The 18069-nt window shown below is 59.4% G+C and carries 15 protein-coding genes and 1 pseudogene; 1 reads left to right on the top strand and 15 read right to left on the bottom strand.

The annotated features are described in order from the left end of the window. Positions 1 to 22 precede the first annotated feature (22 nt). Positions 23 to 601, bottom strand: a complete 579-nt coding sequence (locus AB4O41_RS28030) for a hypothetical protein (protein ID WP_460145526.1) — start codon at positions 599 to 601, stop codon at positions 23 to 25. Continuing rightward, positions 594 to 1226: a hypothetical protein gene (locus tag AB4O41_RS28025; RefSeq protein ID WP_460145525.1), complete on the bottom strand. Its 633-nt coding sequence runs from the start codon at positions 1224 to 1226 to the stop codon at positions 594 to 596. Before AB4O41_RS28025 ends, AB4O41_RS28030 begins: the two co-directional genes overlap by 8 nt. A gap of 280 nt (positions 1227 to 1506) precedes the next feature. Here AB4O41_RS28025 and AB4O41_RS28020 point away from each other — a divergent pair, with 280 nt between their 5' ends. Beyond that, on the top strand, positions 1507 to 1746 hold the full coding sequence (locus AB4O41_RS28020; protein WP_007907886.1) for a DUF2789 domain-containing protein: 240 nt from the start codon (positions 1507 to 1509) through the stop codon (positions 1744 to 1746). 66 nt (positions 1747 to 1812) lie between these two features. Here the strand turns inward: AB4O41_RS28020 and AB4O41_RS28015 are convergent, their stop codons facing one another. The 13 genes and pseudogenes from AB4O41_RS28015 to iolE all read right to left on the bottom strand — a co-directional run bounded on the left by AB4O41_RS28015 (position 1813) and on the right by iolE (position 17871). Further along, complete coding sequence (locus AB4O41_RS28015; RefSeq protein WP_460148443.1) at positions 1813 to 3036, bottom strand: methyl-accepting chemotaxis protein; 1224 nt, start codon at positions 3034 to 3036, stop codon at positions 1813 to 1815. Positions 3037 to 3668: 632 nt separating this feature from the next. Continuing rightward, positions 3669 to 4073, bottom strand: coding sequence for a TraR/DksA family transcriptional regulator (locus AB4O41_RS28010; RefSeq protein ID WP_007907888.1), 405 nt, complete (start codon positions 4071 to 4073; stop codon positions 3669 to 3671). 327 nt (positions 4074 to 4400) lie between these two features. Next, on the bottom strand, positions 4401 to 5423 hold the full coding sequence (locus AB4O41_RS28005; protein ID WP_008012126.1) for an ABC transporter permease: 1023 nt from the start codon (positions 5421 to 5423) through the stop codon (positions 4401 to 4403). Positions 5424 to 5480: 57 nt separating this feature from the next. Further along, a pseudogene (locus AB4O41_RS28000) lies at positions 5481 to 7047 on the bottom strand (sugar ABC transporter ATP-binding protein). A gap of 69 nt (positions 7048 to 7116) precedes the next feature. Continuing rightward, on the bottom strand, positions 7117 to 8043 hold the full coding sequence (locus AB4O41_RS27995) for a sugar ABC transporter substrate-binding protein (RefSeq protein WP_460145524.1): 927 nt from the start codon (positions 8041 to 8043) through the stop codon (positions 7117 to 7119). Between the two features lie 367 nt (positions 8044 to 8410). Beyond that, a complete protein-coding gene (locus AB4O41_RS27990; RefSeq protein WP_460145523.1) occupies positions 8411 to 9463 on the bottom strand; it encodes a Gfo/Idh/MocA family protein in 1053 nt (350 codons plus the stop codon). A 134-nt stretch (positions 9464 to 9597) separates the two neighbouring features. Next, positions 9598 to 10458 carry a sugar phosphate isomerase/epimerase family protein gene (locus AB4O41_RS27985; protein WP_460145522.1) on the bottom strand — a complete coding sequence of 287 codons (861 nt, stop codon included), beginning with the start codon at positions 10456 to 10458 and terminating at the stop codon, positions 9598 to 9600. Positions 10459 to 10600: 142 nt separating this feature from the next. Then, positions 10601 to 11626, bottom strand: coding sequence for a Gfo/Idh/MocA family protein (locus tag AB4O41_RS27980; protein ID WP_460145521.1), 1026 nt, complete (start codon positions 11624 to 11626; stop codon positions 10601 to 10603). Positions 11627 to 11657: 31 nt separating this feature from the next. Then, positions 11658 to 13589, bottom strand: coding sequence for a 3D-(3,5/4)-trihydroxycyclohexane-1,2-dione acylhydrolase (decyclizing) (iolD, locus tag AB4O41_RS27975; protein WP_460145520.1), 1932 nt, complete (start codon positions 13587 to 13589; stop codon positions 11658 to 11660). A 154-nt stretch (positions 13590 to 13743) separates the two neighbouring features. Continuing rightward, positions 13744 to 14565, bottom strand: a complete 822-nt coding sequence (locus AB4O41_RS27970; protein ID WP_460145519.1) for a TIM barrel protein — start codon at positions 14563 to 14565, stop codon at positions 13744 to 13746. Positions 14566 to 14591: 26 nt separating this feature from the next. Then, positions 14592 to 16094 carry a CoA-acylating methylmalonate-semialdehyde dehydrogenase gene (locus tag AB4O41_RS27965; protein WP_460145518.1) on the bottom strand — a complete coding sequence of 501 codons (1503 nt, stop codon included), beginning with the start codon at positions 16092 to 16094 and terminating at the stop codon, positions 14592 to 14594. Between the two features lie 44 nt (positions 16095 to 16138). Further along, a complete protein-coding gene (gene iolB / locus AB4O41_RS27960) occupies positions 16139 to 16981 on the bottom strand; it encodes a 5-deoxy-glucuronate isomerase (RefSeq protein ID WP_460145517.1) in 843 nt (280 codons plus the stop codon). Next, positions 16978 to 17871 (bottom strand): myo-inosose-2 dehydratase, encoded by an 894-nt coding sequence (gene iolE / locus AB4O41_RS27955; RefSeq protein ID WP_460145516.1) that lies wholly within the window; start codon positions 17869 to 17871, stop codon positions 16978 to 16980. Before iolE ends, iolB begins: the two co-directional genes overlap by 4 nt. Between the last annotated feature and the right edge of the window lie 198 nt (positions 17872 to 18069).

Here is an 18069-nt window from a genome sequence, read left to right as displayed (position 1 = left end):
CGCCTTTTATCTCGAAAATCGGTCAGATCAGCTTGCGCTTGACCGCTTCATCCAGCGTGCTTTGGGTCAGGTGCTTGAGCACCGTGTCCCCACGTTCATTGAACGGCAAGCCGACAATCAGCAAAACCTGCATCCAGGTACGAGTGCTCTCCTGCTTGACGATTTTGCCCAACACGTTGCCTTCCCGATCCTTGAACACTGTTTCCAGCGTGAAGGTGTTGCTGAACGTTGTCGGGATCACGAAGAGCGTGAAGCCCGTCAGCCAGGCACTCGCGACATTCCCCTGCTCGTTATTGGTCAAAGTACTCGTCAGGTACAGGCTCGAGTCGACCTTGTCTGTGGTCACGCTCTTGAACTGCCCGGACTCCTTGAAGGTTTCCAGCATCTTCTGCTCCACCAGCGCCGCATTGCCGACGCCACCCGACAGTTCGCCGTTGAACTGCTGCTGGGTGGTCACGTGCAGATAAGCACTGGGCTTGTCCTGCCTGGCCTGCGCTGGCGGCCATTGGTCCAACGGGGCCAACTCATGCTGGGAGTAGGAAATACAGCCTGTCAGGGAGCTGCTGAGCAAAATCAGCAAAACCAGAAGATATTTATTCATGTGCAGCCAGTTCCTTTGACGGAGTACGCAGTTGAGGGGTGGCACTGGCCAGCAAATGGGCGATCAGATCGCGCAACTGGGAACCCCCTAGACGCGGATTGAGGTAGTCGGCGTTCCACAAGCCGACATTTTTGTCGAGCTTGACCTGCTCGACCGACCTGGCCAGTTGCTTGCCCTGACGGTCTTCGATGATCAGTTCGCCGGCCAGGTCGTATTTGTCGACGTAAATCGGCCCATCGACCCAAATCCAGATAGTCAGCGTTACCAGCGCGCCGGGGATGTAAGCCGGGTGCACGGTACGTTTTCCTGCCAGTGAGGTCAGGTTGAACTTGAGCACCACGTCGTCTTCGCCAGCCTTGGCCGGGAACACCACGATTCGCTTGAAGTAGTCGCTTTTATCGACATAGGCGCTGACCTGCTCGGTCAGTTGTCGGCTGCCGGCGACACGCACCTTGTCGTCCAGCTCGGGGGCGGAAATCACCACCTCACTGATCTCGGCGCTACGATCGAGGGTGGAGGACGCGGGCTTCAAGGGCTCGCCAATGGGACCCAGCGGCGTGAAAGACACACAGCCGGTCAACGACAGGCCAAGTGCAATGGCCATCAGATAAACAAGACGCTTCACTGCATACATCCTTTTCATGCGGGATCGGGGGCGGGGCGAGTTGAAAGAGATCACGCAATGGATGGTCAAATCGGCACCGCAAGGCGCTGAGTCTGGGACGACAACATCCATGTACGGACACTTTTAATGGCGGCTTGGTGACGCCAAAAACGCGCGGCATCGTAATCGCTGGAACAACGACAGGCAATAGCTCATCGCTATCATCGGTGGCGAATCCGGAAAAAGCTGCTAAACCCCTATCGAACTCTTGGCGCGACAGATTATCTGCAAGGAGATGAAGATGGATTCACCCACACATGATTTGAAAGGCTTGTTCGACCAGCTCGGCCTGGACTCCAGCGAGAAGGCCATCGACGATTTCATTGCCCGTCATTCCCCCTTGGCCGATGACAAGAAACTCATCGATGCCGAGTTCTGGACCCCGCAACAAGCCGGCTTCCTCAAGGAACAACTGCGTGAAGACGCCGATTGGGCGCATGTGGTCGATGATTTGAACCTGCGCATGCACCAAATCCACTAGCTGAGTTCAATGCAGGCTGTCGGGCACTTCGACACCCAAGCGCCCGGTAAACAATCGACTGAGCTTTCAGCGAGGGCTTTCCGGCTTGTAACCCAGGCGCAAACCACCCCAATGCCGGCCCTTGAGCATGATCGGCACCGACAGGTCGTGCATCAGTTCACCGGTGTCGCGGGTGTAAGTCTGCAACAACACGGCCTGTTGATGGCTACCGCAGCGGATCCCGGTGCGGTCGGCGAATTTGCGCTTGGTGCGGTTTTGCAGGGTATCGACCTGCACATCACCGGTCAGCGGTTTGCTGAACACGGTGTTATGGGTCGGCACATAACCCTGCTGCGTGCAGGCGATGGCGAACACCAGGCCCTCATGGCGCGGCAACAACGGTTCCTGGATCGCCGGCAATACCTGATCGGTGTAGCGGTCGAAACGGGTCTGGTATTTGGCCGGGCTGGTGTTGGGGATCGTTTGGTAGTTGCGATCAAACAGGTCATCGAGGCTGATCCGGCCCTGATCGATATCCGCTTCGAAGCGTGCCGCGATCTGACTCGCGCCTTCGCGGGCCAGATCGTAAATCCGCTGGTGATAGTCATCCAGCCCGACTGCGGCGAGGCGTTCGCTGATGGTTTCGGCCTGCCCTTCCATTTGCACCGCAGCCTGGGCGAGCCGCTGAGTCTGCTGGTCGCTGATCGCCAAATCGCTGCGCATCTGTTCGATAGCGTGGAACAGACTGTCGAGTTGTTCGCGGTTGGTGTCCGCGCCTTGAGCGATTTCCCCGACCTGCCTTTCAACGCCAGCGGCCAGGCGCGCGATGTTTTCCAGGTGCTGTCCGGTGTGCTCGACTTGCGCAACACCGGTATTGAGATCGCTCGCCAGTTGACGAATCTGTTCCACCACTTGCGCCGTGCGTTGTTGAATGTCGGCGACCATCTCCCCGACTTCACCGGTCGCCGTCGCCGTGCGCGCAGCCAGCCCCCGAACCTCATCGGCCACCACCGCAAAACCGCGACCGTGCTCACCGGCCCGCGCCGCTTCGATGGCCGCGTTCAGCGCCAACAAATTGGTCTGGCTGGCGATAGACTGGATTACCAGCGTTACTCGCTGGATATCGTCGCTGCGCAGGCTCAGGGCTTCGATCAACTCGCGGCTGCTGCTGGCGCGCTGACTGAGTTGATGCATGCGCGCAATGGACTCGACCAGTTCCGTACGCCCGGCCGCGCTGCTCTGATGAGCTTCACTGGCTGCGCTCAAGGCTTCCCGACTGAGTTTCGATGTAGCGTGCTCGGTGGCGATCATCACTTCAGCGCTGCTGACAATCTGCGCCGCGGCATTGAGTTGCGATTGCAGTTTGTCTGCCAGTTGCTTAACCGAATAGGCCACGCCGGCGGCTGACAAAGCGTTATGACTGGTGGTGTAAGAGAGATCGCGAGTCAATCCGGCGATGGCGCTGATGCTGTCCGCAGCGGTTGCCTCAGGGAGAGTGCGCGAGCGCAGGCGCGGGAGCCAGATAATCAGCACGGCCAATGGCAGGCCAAGGTAAAGCGACCAGCCAGCCAATGCCATGCCGCACAGCAATAGCATCAGGGCGATGCTTTGCAGGGTCGGCGTCAGCCAAAGGTTTTTCGGCAAAAGTACTGGTGCAGGCATTGCCTCAACCAGAGATCCGTCCCTCGTCATCTTCGTCACCCCACGCGTCTTCTAGTTGTTGTGATCGCATTAAACGCCACTACAAAGCCATTATCCATGGTCCATTAGTAGTGGGGGGTTGAAGCAGATCAATAGAAGTGCGGGGGTGTTTTCACAGACGTCGAAAAGCAAAGATCGCAGGCTTCGGCAGCTCCTACAGAGGTTCGCATAAACCTGTAGGAGCTGCCGAAGGCTGCGATCTTTTCAGGGGCAACCAGTTATTAACTGGTTGCCCCACAGAATCAGGCCTGACGCTGGTGCTTGTCGATCTGCTCGTGACGCTCTTGAGCTTCGATGCAGTACTTGGTGGTCGGGCTGATCAGCAGGCGTTTCAGGCCGATGGCCTCGCCGCTATCGTCGCACCAGCCAAAACTGTCTTCCTTGATACGTTCCAGGGCTTGTTCCAACTGAGGCAGCATACGCTGATCGCGATCGATCGCGTTCACCAGCCAGGTACGCTCTTCTTCGACGGAAGCCGCGTCAGCCGGATCGGCCGGGGTGTCCAGGCTCTCGATGGCGATGCGATTCTGTTCGATGCGCTCATGGGTTTCGACTTTCATGTTCTGCAACAGCTCGGAGAAAAAAGCATGTTGCTCGGCATTCATGTAGTCATCCGCCGGCATGGCCAGCAACTTGTCCTTTGTCATTGATATCTCTATAAAAAAACGTGCATTAAGGCGAATTAGGGAGCGATCCGTTGAACCTGAAGCGGTCATTGGAAAGGCGCCGTTTATTCCAAGCGCCACCCGGCACTCAATTTACGAGGGGCGGCAGTCTAAGGCCGACTTGAGGCCTCAGCAACTGAAAAGACAGCAAATCTGTCCGACAAAGCCGTGAAAGTGAGCTACGGCAGGCTTTGAGCCGCTTATCGGAGTGCGTTTATAGCAAGAAATTCAGTCGAGCGGCTGTATATAGAAGACAAACGGCTGCGCCACGCGGGTCAGGCGTGGCGCATTTTCGCGTTTAGTCCGGCTTCAGCGCTTGAGTTTGCGCTTGTTGCGGTACTGGTCGATGACCACCGCCACTACAATAATCAGCCCTTTGATGATGTCTTGAATATAAGCATCAACACCGACAAAGGTAAAGCCGCTGGCCATGACCCCGAGGATCAACGCGCCAATCACGGTGCCGGTGATCCGCCCTACGCCACCGGCCAGGCTGGTGCCGCCGATCACTGCTGCGGCAATCGCATCCAGTTCATAAGACATGCCCATCCCGGCCTGCCCGGTCGCGGCCCGTGCCGACGCCACCACTCCGGCGAGGCCTGCAAGCAAACCGGCAATGCTGTAGACGATCACCAAATGCCGCTTGACGTTGATCCCGGAGGTACGCGCCGCCTGCATATTGCCGCCGATGGCGTAGGTGTACTTGCCGTACTTGGTGTAGCGCAGGGCGATGTGAAAGATCACCGCCACCACCAGAAAGATGATCACCGGCATCGCGCCGTGTCCGATGGCCGTGTAGGAATCCGAGAGCATGCTCACCGGCTGACCTTCGGTGTAATAGCGCGCCAGGCCGCGGGCCGAGACCATCATGCCGAGGGTGGCAATGAACGGTGGAATCCCGGTGATCGCAATGATGCTGCCGTTGATCGCCCCCGCCAGCAATCCCACCCCAAGCCCGACGATCACTGGAATCCACACCGGCAAGTCAGTCAGGGACGGAAACACCGCCCGAGCAAAGTCAGAGGTCTGGGCCAGGCTGGCGGCAATCATCGCCGACAGCGCCAGCACCGAGCCGGAAGACAGGTCGATACCGGTGGTGATAATGACCTGGGTCACCCCGATCGCCAGCAGGCCGATGATCGACACTTGCAGGATCATCAGCACCAGTCGCTGAGAGTTCATCAGGAAGCTCTGGTCCCGCACGATCCAGCCGAACATTTCGAAGACCAGGCCAATGCCGATCAGCACCAGGAAAATACTCAACTCGGTCGGAAAGCGCCGACGACTCTTGACCGGTGCCACCGCAGGCTTGTTTTCCAGTATCGCGTTCATAACCACTCACCCTTCTATTGCGTCGCCGACGGCGGCCAAGGCCACCACTGGCATCCATTAGTGAACCGCGGACATGCCCGAGGCCAGTTGCATCACTCGTTCCTGGGTCGCTTCGCTGCGGTCGAGCGTGCCCATCAGGTCGCCCTCGTGCATGACCATGACCCGATCGCTCATGCCCAGCACTTCCGGCAACTCCGAGGAAATCATGATCACTGCCATGCCTTCGCAGGCGAGGTAGGAAATAAGCCGGTAGATCTCGGCCTTGGCACCCACATCGATGCCCCGGGTCGGCTCGTCGAGAATCAGGATGCGCGGATTGGTCATCAGCCAGCGCGCCAGCAAGGCCTTCTGCTGATTACCGCCGGACAGCGTGTCGATGCATTGCTCCAGCGAAGGGGTTTTCACCCGCAGCTTCTTGCACATGTCTTCACACAACGCCCGCAGGGCTTTCTGCTGGATGAAACCGTTGCCGACGTAATGCGGCAAGACGGCCATTTCCATGTTCTCCAGCACCGACAGGCACGGGAACAGGCCGCTGAGTTTGCGATCTTCGGTCAACAGCGCGAAGCCCTTCTCGATCGCCATGTGCGGATCGCTGATGCGCACCACTTCCCCGTCGAGGCGGATTTCGCCACCATCGCTTGGGGTGATGCCGAAAATCGCTTCGGCGACGATTGGTCCGCCCCGAGCCCATCAACCCGGCGATGCCAAGGATCTCACCGGCGTGCAGGTCGAAGGAGACGTCTTTGAAAATGCCCTCCAGCTTGAGGTCGCGTACCGACAGCAACAGATCGCCGATCGGCTTCTCGCGTACCGGGAACAACTGGCTCAGCTCGCGGCCGACCATCATCGAGATCAGGCTGTCACCGTCCATGCTGTCGGCCCGTTGCAGGCCGATGTAGGCGCCGTCACGGAACACCGCCACTTCATCGGCGATGCTGAACACTTCGTTCATTTTGTGGGTGATGTAGATGATGCCTTTGCCCTGGCTCTTGAGGTCGGCAATGATCGAGAACAGATGCGCGACTTCTTTATCGGTGATGGCCGAGGTCGGCTCATCCATGATCAGGACGTCGGAGTCATAGGACACAGCCTTGGCGATCTCGACCATCTGCCGTTCGGCGATGCTCAGGTTGCCCACCAACTCTTCCGGGTCGAGGTTGATCCGCAGACGCTCCAGCAGTTTGGCGGTGCAACGGTGCATTTCGCGGTGATCGATCATGTGCAGACCGTTGAGCTGTTCGCGGCCGATCCAGATGTTCTCGGCGATGCTCATGTGCGGCATCAGGTTGAGTTCCTGGTGGATCATCGCGATCCCGGCCTGGAGCGCAGCCAGTGGTGTTTCAAAGACCACCGGCTTGCCCCGCAGGCGCAACTCGCCGGCGTCCGGCTGGTAGATGCCGGCAATGATTTTCATCAGGGTGGATTTGCCGGCGCCGTTCTCGCCCATCAGCGCCAGCACGGAACCGGGACGCACCCGCAGTTGTACGTTAGACAAGGCCACCACACCGGGAAACCCCTTGCTGACGTTGATGATCTCCAGCAGGTACGGCTCATCGACAGGTGTTGCAGTTGGCTGGACACCCATTAACGGGGTGCTCGAAGCAGTCGCTGAAGCGAACATGATCAGGTACTCCATCAGCAAGGTCGCGTTGCAACCTTGCGTGCTTATTGTTGTTATCGAACGGACGGACTATTTGAAGGTGTCGACGTTTTGCAGCGTGATCAAACGATATGGCACCCACACAGCCGGCTCGACCGGTTCGTTCTTGGCCATTTTCACCGCCGTGTCGATCGAACCGTCCGCCTGCCCCTTGGCGTCCTGGAACACCGAGACCAGCAGAGAACCCTTCTTCACCGCGTTCAAACCGTCGGGCGTACCGTCGACACCGGCGATCAGCACACTGCCTTTGGCGACGCCGGCCTGTTGCAGGGCCATTGCCGCGCCAATCGCCATCTCGTCGTTGTTAGAGACCACCGCGTCGAATTTGCGGCCTTGGGTCAGCCAGTCGTTGACCAGGGTCATGCCCTTGTCCCGCGACCAGATGCCGGACTGCTCTTGCTCGATCTTGATGTTCGGGTACTTGGTCAGCACCTCTTTTACGCCCTTGGTGCGGTTGGTAGTGGAGTTGTTGGCCAAATCACCGAGCAGAATCACGATGTCGCCCTTGCCGCCCATTTTGTCAGCCAGGTACTGCATCTGCATCTGGCCGGCCTCCAGATCGTTGGACGCGACAGTGACCACGCCTTTGGGCAGGTTCATGTCATCGGGACGACGATTGACGTACACCAGTGGAATACCGGCCTTGACCGCTGCTTCAGTGATTTTTTTGGTGGCGGCGGTATCGACCGGGTTGACCACGATGGCGTCGACCTTCTGGCTGATGAAGCTTTCTACCTGGCTCAACTGCCTGACCACGTCGCTGCGGGCGTCTTCGAACTGCAACTTGACGCCATCGGGATAGGACTTGGCTTTGGTGTCCATGGATTCGCGCAGGTAGGTCAGCCAGGTGTCATCGAACTGCGACATGCTGACGCCGATCTTCATGTCAGCGAGTGCGGCGCCGCTGGCGAACATCAGGGACAAGGCCAGCGAGGCGAAACGGATCTTGGTCTTCATGAAAAGTCTTTCTCCACATTCTTGTTGGTTTTATGGATAAGGCGTGACGATTTCAGTGAGTGGGCAAGCGGACAATCGGTGCACCCGGAATACAGCAGACCAGGGCGCCGTTGCGTTCGACGCAAAGCAAGCGAAAGAAGGAATGAAACGAGACGCGAGGCAGGTCGCGAGAGAGGTGCAGCGCGGAACGTAAAGCATGCAAAGCAGAGTTGAAGGTTTTCATCGACGGTACCTGGCTTTTGTTTCTTGTTTTTGGTGCGTCCTTCACCCGTTCAAGGCCTGCTTGAACGTGATCGGACGTTGATAGTCGGCAACCTGGAAATGACTTTATTGGAAAATAATTTCTATATCAACTCATTTTAGAATTTTATTCTGATTTTATTCCATGACTCTCGAACGGGCTCAGTGCCACCACTTGATGCCGCTCGAAACTTAGCCGCGCAGCGTCTAGTACGCGGGTGGTCGCCAGTGCATCACGGGCGTCGACCGGCAGTGGGCCACCGCTCTGTAACGCGGTTTGTAGCTGCAAATAGAACTGGTTCCAGCAGCCACGCTCGGACGGCACCCGCTCACGCACCTCGCCCTGCTCGAACCAGCCCCAACGCCGGTGCTCTTCGACGCCCCAGCGCTCGCCTTCGGATTTCGGCGTGAGCCCGGCAAGGGAAGACGCCTCCTGCCCATCCAGACCGTCGACGCTGTAGCAGCCCTGGGTGCCGGTCACGCGAAAGCGCGGGCCGGGGGTGTTTTGCAGGCAACTGCCGCCCAGGTGCGAGATCACGCCATTGGCATGGGTCAGGGCCATAAAGAAGCCGTTGTCGAAGGTCTGGCCTTTTTCGAGGTAATCCAGTTCGGCATAAACCCGGGTAACGGGGCCGAACAACAGGAGCGCCTGATCCACCAGATGGCTGCCCAGATCGCGCAGGAAACCGCCACCGCTGCCATTGTTCACCGACTGCGGCGAATAGCGCTCGATCCGTGATTCGAAACGGGTGACCTGACCCAGCGCACCGGACTCGATGAGTTTGCGCACGGTGAGAAAGTCCGAGTCCCAGCGCCGGTTCTGGTAGACGCTCAGTTGCACGCCTTGGCGCTCGGCCATGGTGATCAAGGTTTGCGCCTGTTGTGCATCAGCAGCAAACGGCTTGTCGCTGACCACCGCTACCTCATGTTCGATGGCGTCCAGCACCAGCGCCGGGCGCCCTTTGAGCGGCGTGGAGATCACCAACACATCGACCCCGGCTTCGACCAATTGGCCGATGCTATCGAAGGCCGGCACACCGGGATGGTCCACTGCCAGCAGTTGCCGGCGCTCGGCGGAACGGGTGACCACGCCCACGAAGGTCGCCGCCGGCAAACTGCTGATCAGCGGAGCATGGAAAAACCGGCCGCCATGGCCGTAACCGACAAGTCCGATACGCATGAATCAACTCCTCTTATGATCGTTCCCACGCTCTGCGTGGGAATGCCGCCATGGACGCTCTGCGTCCGCTTTGTGACGCAGAGCGTCACGGGATGCATTCCCACGCGGAGCGTGGGAACGATCGGTTACGGGGGTTATTGGCAGAGTTCTCGGGTCACGCATTCGAGCATCATGCGATTGGACTCGTCCGGCCGGTCTTCCCAGGCGAATACCGAGACGGTAGCGATGCCGTCGAACTTGATTTCGCGCAGGGTGCCGAAAAACGCTTCCCAGTCGACCTCGCCCTGGCCGATGTCCAGATGCTGGTGCACGGTGGCGGTGACGCCCGGCGGGTTGACGATGTAGCGCAAGCCCGAGGAAGCCTTGTGGTTGTAGGTATCGGCGATGATCAGGTGGCTCAGCTTTGAGCCGGCGTACTTGAGCATCGAGGCGATATCACCGACACCGTCGTCATAGAAAAATGTGTGCGGCGCGGCGTAGAGGTAGTTGATCCAGTCCCGGTCCAGACCGCGGATGATGTCGACCGACTCGTTATTGCGCTCGCAGAAGTCGTAAGGGTGGGCCTGGATATCGAGCTTGACGCCTTCGCGCTCAAACTCGGGGATCAGCTCGTCCATGGAGCGCATGAACTGGCTTTCGCACACCAGCGGGTTGTCCGACTGGCCGGTGAACTCGGTGTTGACCAGTTCGCAGTCCATCTCCACGGCAATCTGGATCGCGCGCTTCCAGTTACGCACGGCGGCCACACGCAAACCTTCGTCGGCAGCAGCCCAGTGGTACATCGGTAATAAGGAAGAGAGTTTGACCCCGGTGTCGCTCAGGGCTTTGCGGAATTCCTTGATCCGCGCCTTGTCGACCCGCGGGGCTTTATAAAACGGCAGGAAATCTTCCCGGGGCGACAGCTCGATGTGTTCGTAACCGAGTTCGGCAACCTTGTCGACCATCTTGCCCAGGGACAGGTTGCGGTACATGTAGGGGTCTAGTGCGATGCGCATTAGTGTTGTTCTCCTTAGCCAGAAATCGACACCGTCCCCGTAGGAGCGAGGCTTGCCCGCGAAAGCGTCGGCACATTCAACATTGATGTCGGCTGAACGTCCGTCTTCGCGGGCAAACCTCGCTCCTACAGGGGGATAGGGGTTAGCCGTAGAAGCGGGGGCGGTCTGGCAGGCCGACTTTTACGATCTGGCCATTGTTCTGCGCTTCGATGCAGGCATCCGCCGCCACCGCTGCCGCGAAACCATCCCACGCCGACGGCCCGCCGACCTGCCCGGCCCGCACGCCATCGATGAACGCCTGCAACTCGACGTCATACGCGGCGATGAACCGGTCCTTCCAGTCCATCAGAATCGCATTGGACAGTTTCGCCCCACTGCGCAATTGAACTTGCGACGGTTCCGGCAGTTTGGCGATGCCGGTCTCCCCCACCACTTCGCACTGGATGTCGTAGCCGTACTGGCAGTTGACGAACACCTCCACATCGATGCGCGTGCCCTTGGCGGTTTCCAGCAGCACGATTTGCGGGTCTTTCAAATGGGCATGGGCCTTGCTGGTCTTGCGCGGGAACACCACTTGCACCGACACATAATCGTCGTCGAGCAACCAGCGCAACACGTCCAGCTCATGGATCAGCGTGTCGGTGATCGCCATGTCGGTCTTGTAGTTTTTACCCACGGTCGGGTTGCGGTGGGCGCAATGCAGCATCAGCGGCTCGCCGATCTGGCCGCTGTCGATCACTGCTTTCAACGCGCAATAACCTTCATCGTATGGGCGCATGAAACCGACCTGCACCAGTCGTTTGCCGTGGGCCACTTCGGCCTCGACGATCTTGCGGCAGCCTTCGGCGGTGACCGCCAGCGGCTTCTCGCAAAACACCGGTTTGCCGGCGGCAATCGCCGCCAGCACGAACTCTTCGTGGCTCGGGCCCCAGGAGGTCACGAGGATTGCTTCGACTTCCGGTGCCTTGATCAGCGCATGACCGTCGGGATAGACCTCGGCAGTCAGTTTCAGATCGGAAACGACCTTGGCCGCTTGCTGCAAATTGATGTCGGTGACCGCGACGACCTGGCTGTTGAGCAAGGTCTGGCTGCAACGACGGATATGATCCTGGCCGATGGCCCCGGTGCCGATAACGCCGATCCGCAACGAATTGGAAAGCAAAGACATATAAACACTCCTGTGGGTTCGTTCAGGGCAATCAGTATTGACGGGCCTTGGCCAGTCGTTCGTTGAGGGTCTTGGCCACCGCGTCGGTGCGGGCGCTGGTGGAGACTTGCGCCACGCCGACCCGCCACCACGACAGGTATTTGTGAATCATGGTTTTGGGCAGGACCTTGATATCGATCAGCGTCGACACCGTCTGCAACCGCGCATCCGCCAACGCAGCTTGCAACGCTTCAACGGTGTTCACTTTGTAAGTCTTGCAGCCGTAAGCCGCCGCGCTCATGGCGAAATCCACCGGCACGAAACCGCCATCGAGCTTGCCGGTTTGCGGATTACGGAAACGGAACTCGGTACCGAAGCTGTCCATGCCGTGTTCCATTTGCAGGTTGTTGATGCAGCCGAAGGTCATGTTGTCCAGCAGTACCACGTTGATCTTGCGTCGCTCCTGGATCGAGGTCGCCAGTTCCGAGTGCAGCATCATGTAGGAGCCGTCGCCCACCAGTGCGTAGACCTCACGCTCAGGCTCGGCGAGCTTCACGCCCAGTGCGGCGTTCACCTCGTAACCCATGCACGAATAACCGTACTCGACGTGGTAAGTGTTCACGCCCTTGCTGCGCCAGCTGCGCTGCAAGTCACCGGGCAAACTGCCAGCGGCGGCGACGATCACGGCGTCATCGGCCAGGGTTTCATTGAGCACGCCGAGTACCCGGCTCTGGGTCAGGCAGGAACCGGTCAGCTCGATGAATTCGCGCAGCACCGCCGGGTCCATGTGGTCGTTGATTTCCGGGACGAAATCCTCGGTCTGATACTCAACCTGATAGATGCGATCCACTTCCTCATCCAGCTGCACCTTGGCCTGGCGGGGTTGATCGCCCCAGCTCGAGCGATAGTCGCCCAACACATCGGCCAGGGCGCTCAAGCCGGTTTTGGCGTCCGCCAGCAGCTGCATGCCGTCGAGTTTCAGTGCGTCACAGGGGCTGATATTGAGGTTGAGGAATTGCACCTCCGGATGTTTGAACAAGGATTTCGAGGCCGTGGTGAAGTCGCTATAACGGGTGCCAACACCGATGATCAAATCAGCATCCTTGGCCAACAGATTCGCCGCCAGGCAACCGGTTTCGCCGATCCCGCCGACGTTCAGCGGATGGCTGGACACCACCGCGCTCTTGCCGGCCTGGGTTTCGGCGAAGGGAATGTCGAAGCGTTCGGCGAACGCCTGCAACGCTACATTGGCGCCGGAATATTTGACCCCACCACCGCAGATGATCAGCGGTTTGCGCTTGCCTTTGAACAGCGCCAGCGCATCACCGAGCATCGCTTCGGTGGCCGGGCGGCGCTCGATGCGGTGCACGCGTTTTTGCAAGAAATAATCAGGATAGTCGTAAGCCTCGGCCTGCACGTCTTGCGGCAAGGCCAGGGTCACCGCGCCGGTTTCGGCAGGGTCGGTGAGCACGCGCATGGCGTGGATCGCCGCGGTCATCAGTTGCTCGGGACGGTTGATCCGGTCCCAGTATTTACTCACGGCCTTGAACGCATCGTTGGTGCTGATGCTCAGGTCGTGGAACTGCTCGATCTGTTGCAACACCGGGTCCGGTTGGCGGCATGCATAAACGTCGCCGGGCAACAGCAGCAAGGGAATACGGTTGGCAGTGGCCGTCGCGGCAGCGGTCAGCATGTTCGCCGCACCCGGGCCCACCGATGAAGAACAGGCGTAGATCTTGCGCCGCAGGTGTTGCTTGGCAAAACCGATGGCGGCGTGGGCCATGCCTTGCTCGTTGCGGCCCTGATGGACGATCAGGTCGCCGCTGTCCTGCTCCAGGGCTTGCCCCAGACCCAGCACATTACCGTGGCCGAAAATGGTAAAGATCCCGGCGACGAATTTGCTCTGAACCCCATCGACCTCGATGTACTGGTTATCGAGGAATTTCACCAGGGCCTGGGCCATGGTCAGTCTTGTTGTGGTCATGCTTGCACCTTTTTGTGAATGCAAATCCGATCAATGTGGGAGCGGGCTTGCTCGCGAAAGCGGTGTGTCAGGCGACTTCAATGTTGAATGTGCCGCCGTCTTCGCGAGCAAGCCCGCTCCCACAGTTGATCTCCATCAGTCCCGATAACAGTGGTCAGGCCAGGGATTTCTGCAGGTGATCCATGCTCGCGCCAATCGCCGTCTGGATATCCGCCAGGCCATGGACGCTGTCGGCGAACGGTTCGAACGACAGGTAACCGCTGTAGCCAGTAGCGAGCAAGGTTTCGATCTGTGCCGCGTTGCCGAGGATGTCGCCCTCGCCCACCAGCACCCGATGGCCGTCGCGGATGGTCGCCAGCGGTGCCTCGGCATCTTCGACGCCGGAGATGTGCACCAGCCCGGTCAGCTCGGGGAAGAACTCATGTTCGCTGGCCAGGTGATGGTGAAAGGTGTCATGCACCAGACGGAACACATCCAGCCCACCGATGGCCTTGATTGCATCGACCGCGGTGCGTTTGCGCCGCAGCGAGCATTCTTCGAACCCCAGCGGCTCGATGAAACCGAGGATGCCGTGATCACGCAGAATCGGCGCCAGTTCACTCAACGCTGTGCGCAGCCCGGAAGCACGCTGCGCCTCGGTTCGTAGATCGGCACGGTCGTTCAACGGGCACATCACTAAACCCTGCGCGCCGCAATCACGGGCATAAGCAGCAAGCTTTAGCGCGTGTGCGCGGCGCTCGTCATTCCAGACATCGAACGGATACAGCGCGTTGATCGACAGCACGGTGATGCCTTTGACCGCGCACAATTCACGGACGTATTCGGGTGCGGTGCCGTCCTCGATCTCGACGCCCTTGAGGTCGTTGCGGATCTCGATGGCATCGGCCTTGAGCGTCACCGCCAACTCGATGAACGCGGGCAGGGACAAACGTGGGGCAACCATACGGTTCAGGGCGAAACGCAGGGGTTTGCTCATTTTCTGTTGTTCTCCGCACACGTGGATTATTTGGCAGTCGGCATGCTGAATTCAGGGCCCTTGGCGATGCTGTCAGGCCAGCGCTGCATCACACTTTTGTAGCGGCTGTAGAAGCGAATGCCTTCTTCACCGTAAGCGTGGTGATCACCGAACAGCGAGCGCTTCCAACCGCCGAACGAGTGCCAGGCCATCGGTACCGGAATCGGTACGTTGATGCCGACCATGCCGACCTTGATGTTGCGGGCAAACGAGCGAGCAATGCCGCCGTCGCTGGTAAAACACGACACGCCGTTGCCGAACTCATGGGCATTGATCAGTGCCACGGCGCTGGCGAAATCCGGCACGCGCACGATGCCCAGCACCGGTCCGAAGATCTCTTGCTGGTAGATGCTCATCTCGGTCGTGACGTTGTCGAACAGCGTCGCGCCGACGAAGAAACCGTTCTCGGCCCCCGGCACCTTGAAGTTGCGCCCGTCGACAATCAGCTGCGCGCCCTGGGTCACGCCTTCGCCGATAAAGCCTTCGACCTTGGCCTTGTGCTCGGCGGTCACCAGCGGCCCCATATCGCTGTCGCCCTGCATGCCGTTGCCGACTTTCAGTTGGTCAATGCGCGGCAGCAGTTTGGCAATCAGTTGGTCGCCAACATCACCGACTGCCACGGCAATCGAAATCGCCATGCAGCGCTCACCGGCCGAACCGTACGCAGCACCGATCAATGCATCTGCCGCTTGGTCCAGATCGGCATCGGGCATGACGATCATGTGGTTCTTCGCCCCGCCCAGCGCCTGTACACGTTTGCCGCGCGAGGTCGCTTGCTGGTGGATGTATTCGGCAATCGGCGTCGAGCCGACAAAGGAAATTGCCTCGATGTCCGGGTGTTGCAGCAAGGCGTCGACCGCGCTCTTGTCACCCTGGACCACGTTGAACACACCGTCCGGCAAACCGGCTTCGGTCAATAATTTCGCCATCAGCAAACTGGCCGACGGGTCCCGCTCGGAGGGTTTGAGGATGAAGCAATTACCGGTGACCAGCGCGATCGGGATCATCCACAGCGGCACCATCACCGGGAAGTTGAACGGGGTTACGCCGGCACAAACGCCCAACGGCTGGCGCAGGTTCCAGTTGTCGATGCCACCGCCAATGTTGTCGCTGAACTCGGTTTTCAACAGGTTCGGCGCACCGCAGGCGTACTCGACGATTTCGATGCCGCGCGTCACTTCGCCCTTGGCGTCCGAGAACACTTTGCCGTGTTCGCGGCTAATGATTTCCGCCAGTTCGTTGTGATGGCGGTCGAGCAGTTCCTTGAACTTGAACATCACCCGCGAACGGCGTAGCGACGATTGTTCGGACCACGCCGGGAACGCCTTCAAAGCCGAGGCGACAGCTTCATCAATGGTCTTCTGACTGGCCAGCCCGACTCGCGCCTGAACGCTGCCGGTGGCCGGGTTGAAGACATTGCTGAACCGCTCGCTGCCGCTGTCTTGCACCTGACCGTCGATGTAATGGCCTATTACCTGGGCGTCGCTCATTGTTCTTGTTCTCCGTTCGAATGTGGGAATTCAGGCTTTTTAGTTCAGAGATCAAGCAGCCAACTGTGCTGCGGATCGTTATGGAACTGCCAGACGCGTTTCGGGCCGGCCATCACGTTCAGGTAATACGACTCGTAGCCGTAGGGCACGCTGACCGGGTGATAGCCCTTGGGCACGACCACCAGGTCGCTGTTTTCCACGGCCATGGCCTGGTCGATGCTGCGATCGTCGGTGTACACCCGCTGGAACACGAAGCCTTGGGGCGGGTTGATCTGGTGGTAATAGGTTTCTTCGAGAAAGCTCTGGTGCGGCAGATCGTCGGTGTCGTGCTTGTGCGGCGGGTAGCTCGACGAGTGTCCGGACGGTGTGCGCACTTCCACCACTAGCAGCGAATGGGCTGGCTCGGTGTCTGGCAAAATGTCGCAGACGTAACGGGTGTTAGCGCCCTTGCCGCGCATGCTGCGTTTCATGCTGTCTGGCTTGATCAGCCGTGGGCTGTAGGAGCTGCCGAAGGCTGCGATCTTTTCGCTTTTAGCTTCCGTAGTGGAGCCAGGCGCAGAGCAGACGGCAATCTGCACATCGCTGAGCGCGACCACTTGCGCCTGACTGCCCGGTGGCAAGTACGCGGCGAACGGCGATTTGTCTTCGAACACCGATTGGCGATCGCCGATGTTGTCCCAATCGAACGCACCCTGCCCCGGCGCTTCACCCTTGATGCTGACCCGGCCGCTGAGCAGCACCAGGCACAGTTCCTTGTCGTCGGCGCTGACCGGCAGGATTTCGCCGAGGCTCAGGCGGTAAGCGGCAAAACCGACGTATTCCAGCTCACCCTGCCCCAACTCGACCATGGTCCGACCGCGAGCATTGCTTTTGACCAACAGGCTCATTGCGCGGTCCTCTCGTTGAGCAAGGCACGTAAGGTGTCGTAGCCTTTTTTGGCGTAGACGTAACTCGGTGCCACCGCCGGATCCTGTTCGGCCTCGACCACCAACCAGCCGTGGTAATCGGCGCCCAGCAGGACGTCGAGCAAGGCGCCGAAATCAATGTCGCCATCGCCGGGCACAGTGAACGTGCCGTTGATGATGCAATCCGGGAAGCTCCACAGGTTGTTGCGCGCCAGTTGCACCACCGGTTTGCGCACGTCCTTGAAATGCACGTGGCAGATGCGTTCGATGTGTTTGCGCAACACCTGCAAAGGTTCACCCCCGCCCATGTAGCAGTGGCCCGAATCGAACAGCAGGCCGACTTCACTGCCAGTCAGCGCCATCAGTTTGTCGATGTCCGCAGGAGATTCGACGTAGGCGCCCATGTGGTGGTGATACGCCAGCCGCACGCCCTGGGACAGGGTGAAGCGTGCCAGTTCGGTGAGTTTGTCGGCGTATTCCTGCCACGCCTGCTCGGTGTGAGAACGCGGGCGCTCGACCAAGGGAATGCGCTGGCCTTGAATCGAGTCGGCGACTTCGCCATAGACCAGCACCTTCGCGCCGTTCTTCGCCAGCAGCTCGACATGGCTGGCGATGGCGTCGATTTCCTCGGCCACGGAACGGCGGGCCAGACGGCTGGAATACCAGCCGGAGACCAGCGCCAGGTCGTAGGGCCGCAGCACGTCGCCGACGCCTTTGGCATCCTTGGGGAATTTACCGTTGAGTTCGAAGCCTTCGTAGCCGATTTCCTTGCCTTCGCTGAGGGCGGTGCTCAACGGCGTCTCGCCACCGAGGGACGGCAAGTCGTCGTTGCTCCAGGAGATCGGGTTGATGCCAATTCGGATAGCGGGCATGGCTGCACCTTTTATGTTTTCTTAAAATGTTCAACCGATCACCTGTGGCGAGGAGCTTGCTCCCGCTCGACTGCGAAGCAGTCGCAAACCTGTGAATGCGGTTTACCTGATACACCGGGCCGGTTGATTTGGGACTGCTTCGCAGTCCAGCGGGAGCAAGCTCCCTCGCCACAAAAGCCCGATCAATCGGCCAATTTG

Source organism: Pseudomonas sp. S2_A02 (assembly GCF_054668495.1).
Note: the sequence above shows the minus strand (reverse complement) of the source record. Positions and strands in the feature narration are given on the sequence as shown.

Excerpts from the sequence above, each read along its gene's own strand:
- AB4O41_RS28030 (WP_460145526.1), bottom strand. The coding sequence starts at position 601 with ATGAATAAATATCTTCTGGTTTTGCTGATTTTGCTCAGCAGCTCCCTG.
- AB4O41_RS28020 (WP_007907886.1), top strand. The coding sequence starts at position 1,507 with ATGGATTCACCCACACATGATTTGAAAGGCTTGTTCGACCAGCTCGGC.
- AB4O41_RS28015 (WP_460148443.1), bottom strand. The coding sequence starts at position 3,036 with ATGATCGCCACCGAGCACGCTACATCGAAACTCAGTCGGGAAGCCTTG.
- AB4O41_RS28010 (WP_007907888.1), bottom strand. The coding sequence starts at position 4,073 with ATGACAAAGGACAAGTTGCTGGCCATGCCGGCGGATGACTACATGAAT.
- AB4O41_RS28005 (WP_008012126.1), bottom strand. The coding sequence starts at position 5,423 with ATGAACGCGATACTGGAAAACAAGCCTGCGGTGGCACCGGTCAAGAGT.
- AB4O41_RS27995 (WP_460145524.1), bottom strand. The coding sequence starts at position 8,043 with ATGAAGACCAAGATCCGTTTCGCCTCGCTGGCCTTGTCCCTGATGTTC.
- AB4O41_RS27990 (WP_460145523.1), bottom strand. The coding sequence starts at position 9,463 with ATGCGTATCGGACTTGTCGGTTACGGCCATGGCGGCCGGTTTTTCCAT.
- AB4O41_RS27985 (WP_460145522.1), bottom strand. The coding sequence starts at position 10,458 with ATGCGCATCGCACTAGACCCCTACATGTACCGCAACCTGTCCCTGGGC.
- AB4O41_RS27980 (WP_460145521.1), bottom strand. The coding sequence starts at position 11,626 with ATGTCTTTGCTTTCCAATTCGTTGCGGATCGGCGTTATCGGCACCGGG.
- iolD (WP_460145520.1), bottom strand. The coding sequence starts at position 13,589 with ATGACCACAACAAGACTGACCATGGCCCAGGCCCTGGTGAAATTCCTC.
- AB4O41_RS27970 (WP_460145519.1), bottom strand. The coding sequence starts at position 14,565 with ATGAGCAAACCCCTGCGTTTCGCCCTGAACCGTATGGTTGCCCCACGT.
- AB4O41_RS27965 (WP_460145518.1), bottom strand. The coding sequence starts at position 16,094 with ATGAGCGACGCCCAGGTAATAGGCCATTACATCGACGGTCAGGTGCAA.
- iolB (WP_460145517.1), bottom strand. The coding sequence starts at position 16,981 with ATGAGCCTGTTGGTCAAAAGCAATGCTCGCGGTCGGACCATGGTCGAG.
- iolE (WP_460145516.1), bottom strand. The coding sequence starts at position 17,871 with ATGCCCGCTATCCGAATTGGCATCAACCCGATCTCCTGGAGCAACGAC.